Raw genomic sequence first — 12102 nt, 5'->3', positions numbered from 1 at the left:
CTGAGCTTGGCAGCTCGTGTTGCCCGGTTATCCTCTTACTGGCGGCGGCCGGTGGTCGCGGCGGCGGCTTCGCGGATGAGGTCAACGACCTGGGCTGCCTCGGGAATCGCCACCGTGTGGGAGCCGCCCTGAAGCTCGATCGTTTTCCGTGACCCGGCGCGCTCGGCCATGAAACGGTGGGCGGCGGCCGGGATGTTCCGGTCCTCGGCACCGAAGAGGAACCATGAGGGCACCGACTTCCACGCCGGCTCTGTGGAGGCCTCCGAGAAGGCGGCCTCCAGGATGGGGCGCTGGCCGACACCCATCACCGCGGCGACCTCCGCCGGGGAATCGGCCGCGAACTGCGCGTGGTAGCGGCTCTGCATGATGTAAAGGTCCCTGCCGCCGGGGACATCCACCGCAGCGAGCGTGTCCCCGAGGGTGGAGCCTTCGAACTTGTTGGCAAGCTCCCCGGGGGTCTCTCCTTCCTCGGGTGCGAAGGCGCCGATAAACACCAGGGCTTTCACGTTGGGGTTGCCGGTGCCGCCGCCGCTGATGACGGTGCCGCCGTAGGAGTGCCCGACCAGGATGATCTCGCCGGTGATGTCGGCCAGCAGGGCCCGGAGGTATTCGGAATCGACGGTGACCCCGCGCAGCGGGTTCGCGACGGAGATCGCCGGGTAGCCCTCGGCCAGAAGCGGGCTGATCACCGCGTTCCAGCTCGATGAATCCGCGAACGCGCCGTGGACGAGCACGACGGTGGGCTTGGCGGGGGACGGTTCGGTGATGCTCATGATGTTCTCCCTTGTGCAGTGAGCACGGGTGCCGTGCCCACGCGGGCCTTTGACAGCTCAAGTCTCGTCCGTCGTTTCCACCGCCGCGCCGGGGATACCCGGAGTAATGCTCTGGTAAACCCCCCTGCAGAAGAGCAGACTGAGTGGGAGGCTGGGGGATGGCCCAATTCGTGCTCGTCGTCGATGATGATGAAAGGTTTCGGGACTTGGCCAGAAGACTGCTCGAGAGCTGCGGGTACGCGCCAGGGGGCGATGCTGGCAATATGGCCGAGGCATTGCGTTGTGCCGCCGCCTCGCGACCAGACGTCGCACTCGTCGATATTGGGCTTCCTGACAGCGACGGCCTGGAACTGAGCCGGCAACTCACCGGAGCACCGTACCGGGTGCGGGTAGTGCTGATTTCCGCCGATAGCGACGCAACCTCGGCTGAGGGAGCCGCCGCGGTCGGGGCGGACGGGTTCATTCCGAAAAGCGAGTTGTCGTGCTCGACGCTTCGGTCGATCATCGGCGACGGGTAGGGAAGGTTGGTGAGTTCACCCGCACCGTCCCCGGTCCGCGTTGCCGTCGGAGAGGACGATGTACTCCTCCGTGAGGGAGTGACGCGGGTGCTCCTGGGTGCAGGACTGGATGTCGTCGCTTCGACCGGGGATGCGACCAAACTTCTCGCCATGACTTTGGCGTTCCGTCCCGATGTCGTCATCGTCGATGTTCGAATGCCTCCACATCGCGGTGACGATGGCCTGCGTACCGCCATCGAAGTCCGCAAACGCCTGCCCGGTACGGGAGTGGTGCTGCTGACGCAGTACTGCGAGCCCGAATTCGCGATCGACCTGATTGGTGATCGGCCGCAGGGCGTCGGTTATCTACTCAAAGAACGTGTGGGGGACGTCGACGATTTTGTAGCGGCGGTTAGACGAGTTGCCCATGGAGGAAGCGCCCTGGATCCCGAGGTTGTCACACGGATGCTGCGGCCGCGCTCTGTGCCTTCCGAGCTCGCTGACCTCACCGACCGCGAGCGCAGCGTCCTGGCCCACATGGCAGAGGGTTTATCGAATCGAGGCATCGCCCGTGCTCTTCTCATCAGCGAAGCGGCTGTCGAGAAGCACGTCACGGCCACGTTCCGGAAGCTCGGGCTCGCACAGCAGACCGATGGCCACCGCCGGGTGCAGGCCGTACTCCGCTACCTCGCCGCTCAGGGCCCCTGATCATGAGCCCGTCCGAGCTTCCAGTTCCCGATCATGACCTCGATGGGTTACAGAGACTAGCCAGCGAAGGGCGCTCTCTCCGCGACATCGCTGACCTCGTTGCGAGAGCGAGCCGCACAGAAGATGTGTTCCAAATGGCAGCGATTGAGGCATCCCGGCAACTCGATGGTGACGCAGTCACCATCACTCGATACACCGCCGTCGACGAAATCACGGTCGTGGCCGCCCATGCCGGCCCGACGCCGATCGGCACCCGCATAAAGTTCGGACCGGATACCCAGCCGTATCGCGTACGCCAGCAGAAATGCAGCGTGCGTGTCGATGACTTCAGGCTCGAGGTTAACGCCGCTCTCGCCGAGAAATATGGGCTTCGGGCGTGCGTTTCAGTACCGGTGATCATCGAAGGCGTCGTCTGGGGTGCATTCTCAGCCACCTCACTGACCGGACCCCTACCCAGGCGTACTGAAGACAGACTTGAGAGCTTCGCTCAACTCGTTGTTACGACGATCGCCAACATTGAGGCTCGGGAGGAACTGCGTGCTATGGCCCAGCACGATCTCGCGATCCGACTGTTGGCCGAGCAATCAGTCACTGGCACCTCATCCGAGAGGGCGCTGATCATGACCGTGGATCACGCGCTCACCCTGCGAGGCGTGGCGCGGGCATCGATCAGTCCGCCCCCGATGAGACTTCCATCACCTCCAGAAAGCTCGACCTCGACAGCAAAGGACCATTTATCCCTGTCCTACCCCATCCAGACCGACGAGCGCACCTGGGCGTATCTCGAGATTGAAGCGCAGACTCACCCACTAGCCGACACAACCAGTGCACGGTTAAGGAACCTCGCGCAGGTCGCCGGCCAGGTCGTGTCCGCGATCCTGACCCGCCTGCACCTGCGCCACCTTGCCGAGGAGCAGGCAGCACTTCGCAGGATTGCCGAGCTCATTGCAAGCGGCGCAGCTCCGTCGAACGTCTTCCATTCCATCGCGACCGAACTATCCCTCCTGCTCGATGACACGCCGGTCGTGATCGTGCGGTTCGACGCGGATGGCCCGGTAATAGCGGCGGCCTGTCGAAGCGGGATCCCCGTAGGGACAAGACTGCCCGGGGGCGAGGAATCACTCGTGGAACGGAGCCGGCGCGGCTCAAGGCATGTCGACGAGATGAAGTCCCTCGCTCGTTGCGTGTTCGGGAGCGACGCAGAAGCCGACGTCACTGTACCCGTTACAGTCGCAGACCAGTTGTCCGGCGCTTTGCTCATTGCGCCCCGTTCGAATCCCAAGGCGGACCCTGCTGGGACTCATCTGGAAGCTTTTGCTGACCTCGCTGCGGCCACTATTGCCAACGCCTGGACCAGGGAAGCGCTCATCGCATCCAGGGAGCGCATGGTCAAAGCCGCAAACGACGCACGGCACCAGCTGCAACGCGATGTGCATGACGGAGCGCAGCAGCGGTTGGTACACACCATCCTGGCGCTGAAGCTCGCCCGTGACCAAGGCGCGCACGGGATGTCCACGGCAGCCCTTATTCAGGAAGCGTTGACGCACGCCGAAGAAGCCAACCGGCAACTGCGGGACCTGGTGCGGGGCATCCTGCCCGTCGCGCTCACGCGAGGAGGTCTTGTGGCCGGCATCGAATCCTTCGTCGCCGACCTGCCGGTGCCGGTCACGTTGCACCTGCTGCTGCCCAGACTTCCCGCGGCTGTCGAGACGACCGGGTATTTCACTGTTGCCGAGGCGATCACCAACGCCATCAAGCATGCGCATGCAGAGCATGTGGACGTCACAGCCTGGCTCTCGGAAGCAGGCGACGAGCTTCACCTACGAGTGCGTGATGACGGCGTGGGCGGCGCCGACCCAGACATGGGAACCGGACTCACGGGACTCACCGACCGCATCGAGGCCGCCGGTGGAAGGATCACCATCGCGAGCCCACCAGGATCTGGCACGGACTTGGAAGTGACTCTTCCACTGTCCTCAGCTTCCCGTCACCACCGGGACAGGTGATGGGGGCCGCCCAACCCCAGCGTCGGAGCCCTGATCGCTGAGCCCTTTGTCCAGAGGTCTTGAGCCAGTGACAGATCAAGTCTCGTCCTCCGTGCACACTGCCGTGCCGGGGATGCCCAGACTAATTCTCTGGTAAACCCCCCCTGCTGGAGAGCAGACGGAGTGGGAGGCTGAGGGAGGGCCCAATTCGTACTCGTCGTCGATCGTGAAAGGTTTCGGGACTTGGCGAGAAGACTGCCCGAAAGAGGCGGGTACGCGTCAGGTGGCGATGCCGGAAACGCGGCCGAGGCGTTGTGTTGCGCCGGCTGCGGAACCCACCCGCCCATGAACCACCCCTGGCAGGAGCCACCACCATGACCACCTCCACACCCGTTTCAGACTCCGGGCCCGCCCTCGATCTGGTCTTTTGGACCGCCTCGGTCCGGACGCGCCCGTTCGAGGAGCAGCTCAAGGCCGCCGCCGCCGGCGGATTCACGAGTTTCGCTCTGTCGCCCGACGGCTACCGGGCGGCCCGGGCTTCTGGGCTGTCGGACCGGGACATGATGAGCATGGCCGCCGATGCCGGTGCTCCGCTGCGCCACATCGACACGATTACCGACTGGGCCCCGGTGCGCTACCCCTCCTGGCTGGAGGGACCCCTGAAGGACCGCTTCGATGTCAGTTCCGATGACATCCTGGCGATGGTCGATGCGTTCGGGATGGAAACGATCCTCGCCTTTCCCGGTTTCGACGGCACCGAGGGACTGGAACTGGAGGCACTGGCCGACGGGTTCGGCCGGTTCGCCGACCGGGCCCAGGAGCGCGGAGCCAAGGTCCAGCTCGAGTTCACGCCGGTGACCGGCGTCAAGACCCTCGCCGCCGCGTGGGACATTGTCCGCACCGCGGCCAGCCCGAACTCCGGACTCACCATCGATATCTGGCATTTCTATAAGGGCGGCCTGGACCTTGAACTGCTGCGGAAGGTTCCCGCCGAATACCTGTGGAGCGTGCAGCTGACCGATGGCACGAAGGGGCCCAGCGCGGCGACTCTGCTCGAAGAGGGCTTGAACGGACGCATGTTCCCCGGCGACGGCGAACTTCCCATCCAGGACGTGCTGCAGATCCTTCGGGAGAAAGGCAACCTGCGCCAGGCCGGCCCGGAAACCTTTTCTGCGGCCGCTAATGCCATGGCACCGGAAGAGGCGGGCCGTCGCGACGGCGAAACAAGCAGGGCAGCGTTGACTGCGGCGGGTTTTTCGGTTCCCCCACTCGAACGGGAACGGCGGTCCTAGACTCCTGCCGCGGCATCGGGGCGTGCCAGCCTGCAACCGGTCCACGAAGACAACCATGAAATTCAAAGGGGCACAGCCCGCACGACGGCGGAACCGGCCGCCGGTGGAATGGCAAACAGACAGCGAACCCGCTCAACACGCCGCCCGGCCCGCGGCAGAAAGGCCCCGCACCCCTATGTTTTCTCCCTTCAGACTGATGCGTCAGATCCGGGTCTCGGACGAATCCCACCGGGTCACGACCTTCGAACTCTTCTTTGACCTGGTCTTCGTCTTCGCCTTCACCCAGGTCACCGCCTTCATGGCTCACGAACACACGGGCCTCGGCGTCCTTCAGGGGATGATCATCCTGGGCATCCTCTGGTGGTCCTGGGTCACGTACTCCTGGCTCGCCAACCAGACGCACGTCGACGAGGGCATCGTCCGCCTCGGAATGTCGGTGGCCATGATCACGATCTTCATCTCGGCCCTGGCCATCCCCGAGGCCTTCCACGACCTCGACGGCGGCCTCAATGGCCCCCTGGTGCTCGCAGTCGCCTACTTCATCGTCCGATTGGTTCACCTCGGGCTGTACCTCATCGCCGCCGGGGACGACGTCCCGCTCCGGCGCCAGGTGATCAAGACATCCAGCGCCATGTTCACCGGCTCCGGCATCATTATCACGGGAGCCCTCATCGGCGGATCGGCCCAAACCTGGTTCTGGCTCGCCGGGCTCGCCGTGGATATCACCCTCACCTACCTCACCTCCACCGGGGGTAACTGGCGGGTTCATTCCGCCGCCCACTGGACCGAGCGGTACGGGCTTGTTGTGATCCTCGCCCTGGGAGAATCAATTGTCGCCATCGGCGTAGGCGCCTCACAGCTTCCCGTGGGCACCTTGATCATCGTCGGGTCCGTCTTCGGCGTCGGACTGTCCATCTGCCTGTGGTGGCTGTACTTCGACACAATGGCGATCGCAGCCGAGCACGTGCTGGCGCGGCTCCGGGGCCGTGCGAGGTCGGCACTGGCCGTGGACGCCTACTCCTACCTCCACCTTCCCCTGATCGCCGGGGTGGTCCTGTCCGCGCTCGGCGTCGAGGACGCCCTCGCCCATGTCGATGAACCGTCGGGCTACGGCTGGCTGGGAGCCGGGGCGCTGCTCGGCGGGACCGCGCTGTACCTTCTCGCCCATGCCGCCTTTTGTCGCAGGATCCGCAGGTCCTGGAAACCCTGGAGGCTCGGCACGGCCGCCCTCCTGGTGGCCCTTATCCCGGCAGCCTCCGGATTCGCCCCGTTGACAGCCCTGGGAATGGTGTTCGGACTCTGCCTGCTCCTTGTCCTCATCGAAAGAACCGTCTATGCGCAACAGCGCGCAGAGATCCGGGGAAGCCACTCCGCCGCCTAAGCCGCCTCTCGGAACGTGGTGACGACCGATGACCGATCGGACCAGATGTAAAAAACACACCCGGTCCGCTGGGTTCGCTTCGTCCCGGCGCACGGGTGATCACCACCGCGAAAGCAGGCGACCATGAGGGGCTGGAGTCGGGTTCGAGTCCCACCTCAGGCAAATGTTTCCGCTAGTCAGAGGCCCTCTTGCTCTCTAGCTGGCCTGGTCATCTCCCTCGCTGAGCGGCTCGGTTGACCAAGTCCTTCCCCCGCCACCCCGTCAGCAGACACCTGCGTCGTAGCGGGTGCACGCTGCCTCAATGCCGAGCAGATGAAGCGCCGCCAATTCAAGGATCGTATCGACCGGCGCTCGAAGGGTCTTGCCCATCCGTTGCGGCTAGGCTCGAAGGCCGGAGGCCGAACATTGCAGGCCTCGTCGATCAGCGGGATATTGGCGGCGTCGACGATCTCGGGTGCACAGGTCGAGCCTATTGAGGGCGTGAACACATTCGATCTGCGCAAGTGGTCGGTCGAGTCAGTGGCCGGAGTGAGCAAGTTGATGAAGTCGGGCCGCACCGGAGTCTGTTCGTCATGCGCCTCATGGGCGTGGAGGGAAGTGGTGCTGCACCTACACCGGGGTCACCGTCAGCGGTGCATGACGTGGCCCCAGCCGAGGGCGTCGCTTAGCGCCTGGTCGTTGAACCCGGGATGGGTCTGACGGAGATGGGCCATGTTGGGTTCGTGGTCCCAGGAGCCCCTGCCCATGCGGATGCCCTCCTCTATCAGCGCATCGGATCGCATCACTTTCTCATGAATCTGCTTCCGTGAGAACAGGTCGCCTAGAGCGTCCTCAAGGTCAATTTCTCCCAGGCCGTACTGTCCGACATGCCGGGAGTAGCGGCGGTTGTAGTAATGAAGGGCGAAGACGGCGTTGAGCGCGTCCGATTCACGCGCTTCGGCCACGAGCCGGGCGCGGCGGTCGCGAACCTCCGCCTTGAACGCCTCAATCCGCATCAGGGCTTCGTCGAGTCCGGCCTCGTAATGCTCGGCCGGGAGACCGGGGATGGTATCGCGCATCCGCTGAAGCGCCCCGGCACGGTTGGTCTTTCCTTCGGCCATCCGGCAGCCGTTGTACCAGCCGGCCGTGCGTATGCTGGCTCGGTCCGCTGCGGTAAGGACCTCATGGGTGGGCTCCCGGTAAGGGCTGAGATCATCTTCCATGTCAACCGTCAGATAATGAAGGGGCCGTTGTCGGCGCGGGCGGGCGAGCAGCCAGGCGCCGAGTGCGCCCAGGCCGGCCACGCGGATCAGGAATGGAATCTCGGGGAGCACCAGGGCGACTATAGCGCAGGCGATGAGCGCGGCGGTCACCGCCTTTTGCGGCGGAGTCATCATCCGCCAGCCCAGCTGCCACTTCTTCATGGGCGTCCTATCGTGGAGGGTTGACGTGATGGCGGGCCTCAAGGTGAGCGTTGCCCAGCTTTGGACTCAGCGATGAATGAGGTGACCCCAGTCGAGGGCGTCACTCAGCGCCCGGTCGTTGAACCCGGGGTGTGCCTGGCGCAGATAGGCGATGTTGGGTTCGTGATCCCATGAGCCGACGCCCATTCCGATGCCCTCATCGATCATGGCATCGGAACGGGCCACCGCCTCCTCAATCACCTCTCGCGGATACAGGTCGCCCAGCGCCTGCGGGAGGTTGATTGGCCCCAGGCCGTACTCTCCGAGGTTCCCGGAAAAGCGGCGGTTGAAATACCGAAGGGCGAACACCCCGTTGAGTGCATCCATTTCCCGGGCCTCCTGGACGAGCTCCGCCCGGCGGGTCCGGATGCCCACCCGGTACTCCTCGATTCGGGCCAGGGCCTCGTCGAGCTCGGCTTCGTAACGCTCAGGAGGGAAGCCGGGAACCGTGTCGCGGATCTGCTCGAGCGCGCCTACACGGTCCGTCTTGCAATCGAGTATCCGGATGCCCCGGAACGTGGCGGGCCAGCGCAACTGTTCCTCCCGGTCCTCGCCTGTCTCCTCCGGGCTGGCGCGCATACGCCGTAGGGGAGGCTCGATTTTGTGTGTCGTAACCGGCTCTGGGTTCACGTGCCGTCGGCGGCGGCCAATGATGTGGCCCACCCCGACACCAAGGAAAACCCCCGCGGCCATCCAAGGCAGCTGCCCTGTCAATAGGGAAAGCACCGAGCCGCCCAGCACGCCAAGGACCAAGCCCTTCTGCATCGGCTCCATGAGACGCCAGGCGCCTTCCCGGAACACCCGTCGAGGAGCCACCGAGTGAGCCTTTCTCGTAGGGGCAGCCGATTAGCATGTAAGCGGCCTTTGTTCAGGCAGAGATGAAAACGTGGACTTCGAGGTCGCCGATATCAGTATGCCCGATCCTAATCGTCGGTAAGCAGATCGCTGCCCGCAACGAACATGCCCCACTCCAGCAGCGGGGGATGCAGCAGTGCCAAGACCACCCGATGGTGATACGCGCCGGACCAAGTTCGGGTGCCGCTGATGGTGCCATGCCGGAGTTCTCGCAGGTCAGTGCGTAGTGGCGTTCACTGAGGACGTCCTGGCCGGGACGGTTCCTTGAGGGCGCTCAACCGAGGATCGACAGGGCCCGGGGGATGCTGTCGATCATGATGTCGGTGCTGGTCTCCACTGATTTCACTTCGCCGTCGATCTGGTAAGGCATGGGCTTCAGCGTGGAGAACCGGTACTGCGCGTAGCTGGGCTGATCGCCTAGGCCCTTCGTGGTGGCACGCAGGGCAGTCAACAGGATCCGCCACTTGGCCATGTGCGGGAAGATGATCACCTCGAACTTCCCGTCGGCGGGGTGGTCGTCGGCTTCGCTGAGGGTGGCGTACTTGGCCATCTGGGAGATGTTCGCGAACACGAGGCTGTCGAACTTCCGGCGTCTGCCATCGCTTTGGCGGATCTCGAAAGGCTTGAACTTTGAGAAGGTGCGCACGACGGAAAACATTTCCTTCAGTGCGCCCTTGCTGCCTTTTTCCAGGTCGATTGCCATCACCGGGGTGAGCCCGAACCCGATATACGAGTGCGCATACACCGGGGCCGTGTCGGCCCTGTCTATGCTGATGCGCAGCAGGTCGATCCGGCGGACATGTCCCTCAAGAATGGCCTCGGCCAGGGGTTTGCGGCCGGTGACGCGGCTGTGGTCGTTCGCGTTGCCGGCGGCCAGGACCGCGCACACGGCCTCGGTGCTGCCGCTGGCCATAACGCCGTTGACGACCTCGTTGTATCCGCCGTCCCCGCTCACCGAAATGATCAGGGAATTGGGTGCCGAGGCCGCCTTCTGGGCCAGGTCCACTGCGTGGCCGGCGTGTTCGGTGGGCTGGAGCCGGACATCTGTTTCGGGCAGCGCTGGCACGAGTTGGTCGCGGAGTTCCTCGGCAAGCATGGGGGCGTCGCCGGTGCTGTTCGGGTTGAAGATGATGGTGATCGAGTCAAACTTGTGGGGTGTGTTCATGGGTCTGCCTTTGGTTGTGGGCTTGTCCTAGGCGGCTTCAGGTTCATCGAGGCGGTCCGCTGTGTCGGCGAGAAAGGTCATAATCCGCTCGGCGACAGTCCCGGCGGCGCTGTGGTGCACGCCGTGGAAGGCACCCTCAACCTCGACCAGTTCCCCGTCGAAGGCAGTCTCTGCCAGTGCGTGGGTCCATGCGGATCCGGCGACGAGATCGCGGGCGCCGCGCATGAGAAGAACCGGCTGCTCCACCAAGGGAAGTTGCTCCTCGAGGGGGTACTCCATGGCCACTGCTAGCTCGGCGAAATACCAGCGCGGGCCGCAGCGCAGCATGTCGGTGAACTGGATGCCATTCAACGACGGCTTTTCCAGCGCGTTATTCAAAGCAAGGGTCAGTGCCTGCTGGGGGACTGTGCGCCGGTGTGCGTCCACGGCCGCACCGATCAGGACCAGCTGCGATACCAGTCCGGGGCGCTCGAGGGCCAGTTCGGTGGCGCTCTGGACCCCCATGGAATGCCCGATCACCACGCAGGAAGATACCCCCATTTCGTCGAGGAGGTCCCCGATGATTTTCGCCTTCGCGGCGTTGGGCATTGTGGCGGTTGGGGTTAGGGTGCGCCCGGCGCCGGGCAGGTCGAGCAGTACCACCCGTCCGTGGGCTGACAACTGGTCCCCGAGGCGTTTGAGGTATCGGTGGGACATGCCGATGCCGTGGATGAGGACAAGTACCGGCACGTCCCCCTCCGCGGCTGGCAGCGGTCCGCCCGGCCGATGGGGGATCAGATGGGCGCGGGCCTGCCGGTCTCCGGCGGTAAGGCTTAGCTGCCCGGGTGTAGGTGCCGACGGTGCCCCGGGTTGCGCCGCGTCCTGCACGGTGGCCACCTGCCGGGGGGAGGGGAGGGTGCTGGAGGGCGCTGTACTTAAGGCCGAGGCGCCCGGGGAGTCGGTGATGAAACGGGTGATGGCTGCGCCAACGGCGGCGGCGCCTGCCCGGTGCGCGGCGTGGGCCTGCCACGGTATCTCCACGAGTCGTCCGTGCCGGGCGGCACCGGCGAGCCGGGCACACCAGTTTCGACGGGCGATGGGGTCCAGGGTGCCGCGGATAATCAGGACGGGCCGGGCAACCAGGGGAAGCCGTTCGTCGAGGCGGTACTTGAGCATGACGGGCAGTTCGGTGAAGTACCAGGGCAGTCCGCACCGGGCGTAAGCGCCGGCGGCAAGCACCGTGGTGTGCGGACGTTCCAGCAGTGTGTCCAACCCCAGGGACAGGGTGTGCGACAAGGCCGACGCGCGGGACGGGTCGGTGACGGGCCCGATGAGTACCACTCCTGCGACCAGATCCGGGCGGCGTACGGCGAGTTCGGTGACGAACTGGGCGCCCATGGAGTGACCGATCAGAGTGCAGGAACTTAGCTGCGCGGCATCCATGGCCTCGGCAATGACGTCCGCGTAGTCCCCGACACTGAGCGTGCGGCCAGGCGTGGGTGTGCCACCGAAACCGGGAAGATCCAACACATGGGTTTCTCCTGAGGCATCCAGTTCGCTCTGAAGCCCTGCAAAGTAGCGGTGGGACATGCCGAGGCCGTGGACCAGCACAAACACGGGTGCGCTGGGAGCCGCGCCTGCAGGCCGGGAGGAGTGAAGCCGATATCCCGGTGCGGCATCGTCACTGTCGAACGGCGCCGTGGGCGCAGGGGCCGCCGGACCGGAGGCAGCGCTGTGGTGGGAGGCGGATCTGCTGTGCCTGAGAGCGGTGCGGAGCCGGGTGAAACCAACCCGCTTTGGGCCGGGGCGTCGGACGCGCCGGATGCGCTGGCCGGCGGTGAAGGCCCGGGGAGTGGTGGGGCTCATGGGCGGCGGTACTTGTTGACCAGGGGGCAGTCGAAGGGGTCGCGGGCGGCGAGGCCGACCCGGTTGAGGTAGGTGACCACGGCGGCGTAGGAGGCGCCGACGCCGACCTCGGTGTAGGGGACCTTGAGGGTCTCGCAGTGCTCGCGGACGATCACGGCG

General features: G+C 65.0%; 10 protein-coding genes and 1 pseudogene. 5 read left to right on the top strand and 6 right to left on the bottom strand.

Features of this window, described 5'->3' with window-relative positions:
- Positions 1–35: 35 nt before the first annotated feature.
- A complete protein-coding gene (locus tag ACX80W_RS10890; RefSeq protein WP_459283152.1) occupies positions 36–773 on the bottom strand; it encodes an alpha/beta fold hydrolase in 738 nt (245 codons plus the stop codon).
- A 158-nt stretch (positions 774–931) separates the two neighbouring features.
- Here ACX80W_RS10890 and ACX80W_RS10885 point away from each other — a divergent pair, with 158 nt between their 5' ends.
- The 5 genes from ACX80W_RS10885 to ACX80W_RS10865 all read left to right on the top strand — a co-directional run bounded on the left by ACX80W_RS10885 (position 932) and on the right by ACX80W_RS10865 (position 6636).
- Complete coding sequence (locus tag ACX80W_RS10885) at positions 932–1291, top strand: response regulator transcription factor (protein ID WP_459283150.1); 360 nt, start codon at positions 932–934, stop codon at positions 1289–1291.
- Between the two features lie 9 nt (positions 1292–1300).
- On the top strand, positions 1301–1978 hold the full coding sequence (locus ACX80W_RS10880; RefSeq protein WP_459283148.1) for a response regulator transcription factor: 678 nt from the start codon (positions 1301–1303) through the stop codon (positions 1976–1978).
- Positions 1979–1980: 2 nt separating this feature from the next.
- Entirely contained in the window at positions 1981–3984 is a 2004-nt protein-coding gene (locus ACX80W_RS10875; RefSeq protein WP_459283146.1) for a GAF domain-containing sensor histidine kinase, read from the top strand.
- Between the two features lie 353 nt (positions 3985–4337).
- On the top strand, positions 4338–5255 hold the full coding sequence (locus ACX80W_RS10870) for a sugar phosphate isomerase/epimerase family protein (protein ID WP_459283144.1): 918 nt from the start codon (positions 4338–4340) through the stop codon (positions 5253–5255).
- A 175-nt stretch (positions 5256–5430) separates the two neighbouring features.
- Complete coding sequence (locus tag ACX80W_RS10865; protein WP_459283142.1) at positions 5431–6636, top strand: low temperature requirement protein A; 1206 nt, start codon at positions 5431–5433, stop codon at positions 6634–6636.
- A 626-nt stretch (positions 6637–7262) separates the two neighbouring features.
- Here ACX80W_RS10865 and ACX80W_RS10860 read toward each other — a convergent pair.
- The 5 genes and pseudogenes from ACX80W_RS10860 to ACX80W_RS10840 form a co-directional block, all read right to left on the bottom strand.
- A complete protein-coding gene (locus ACX80W_RS10860) occupies positions 7263–8039 on the bottom strand; it encodes a hypothetical protein (protein ID WP_459283140.1) in 777 nt (258 codons plus the stop codon).
- A 66-nt stretch (positions 8040–8105) separates the two neighbouring features.
- The gene (locus ACX80W_RS10855; RefSeq protein WP_459283138.1) at positions 8106–8852 is read right to left on the bottom strand and encodes a hypothetical protein; all 747 of its coding nucleotides are present in this window, start codon (positions 8850–8852) and stop codon (positions 8106–8108) included.
- Positions 8853–9207: 355 nt separating this feature from the next.
- Positions 9208–10098 (bottom strand): diacylglycerol/lipid kinase family protein, encoded by an 891-nt coding sequence (locus ACX80W_RS10850; RefSeq protein ID WP_459283136.1) that lies wholly within the window; start codon positions 10096–10098, stop codon positions 9208–9210.
- 27 nt (positions 10099–10125) lie between these two features.
- Positions 10126–11667 carry an alpha/beta fold hydrolase gene (locus ACX80W_RS10845; protein WP_459283339.1) on the bottom strand — a complete coding sequence of 514 codons (1542 nt, stop codon included), beginning with the start codon at positions 11665–11667 and terminating at the stop codon, positions 10126–10128.
- Positions 11668–11939: 272 nt separating this feature from the next.
- A pseudogene (locus ACX80W_RS10840) lies at positions 11940–12102 on the bottom strand (acyl-CoA desaturase); the annotation flags it as partial.

Source organism: Arthrobacter melezitosi, assembly GCF_054511055.1.
Note: the sequence above shows the minus strand (reverse complement) of the source record. Positions and strands in the feature narration are given on the sequence as shown.

Excerpts from the sequence above, each read along its gene's own strand:
- ACX80W_RS10890 (WP_459283152.1), bottom strand. The coding sequence starts at position 773 with ATGAGCATCACCGAACCGTCCCCCGCCAAGCCCACCGTCGTGCTCGTC.
- ACX80W_RS10885 (WP_459283150.1), top strand. The coding sequence starts at position 932 with ATGGCCCAATTCGTGCTCGTCGTCGATGATGATGAAAGGTTTCGGGAC.
- ACX80W_RS10875 (WP_459283146.1), top strand. The coding sequence starts at position 1,981 with ATGAGCCCGTCCGAGCTTCCAGTTCCCGATCATGACCTCGATGGGTTA.
- ACX80W_RS10870 (WP_459283144.1), top strand. The coding sequence starts at position 4,338 with ATGACCACCTCCACACCCGTTTCAGACTCCGGGCCCGCCCTCGATCTG.
- ACX80W_RS10865 (WP_459283142.1), top strand. The coding sequence starts at position 5,431 with ATGTTTTCTCCCTTCAGACTGATGCGTCAGATCCGGGTCTCGGACGAA.
- ACX80W_RS10860 (WP_459283140.1), bottom strand. The coding sequence starts at position 8,039 with ATGAAGAAGTGGCAGCTGGGCTGGCGGATGATGACTCCGCCGCAAAAG.
- ACX80W_RS10855 (WP_459283138.1), bottom strand. The coding sequence starts at position 8,852 with ATGGAGCCGATGCAGAAGGGCTTGGTCCTTGGCGTGCTGGGCGGCTCG.
- ACX80W_RS10850 (WP_459283136.1), bottom strand. The coding sequence starts at position 10,098 with ATGAACACACCCCACAAGTTTGACTCGATCACCATCATCTTCAACCCG.
- ACX80W_RS10845 (WP_459283339.1), bottom strand. The coding sequence starts at position 11,667 with ATGTCCCACCGCTACTTTGCAGGGCTTCAGAGCGAACTGGATGCCTCA.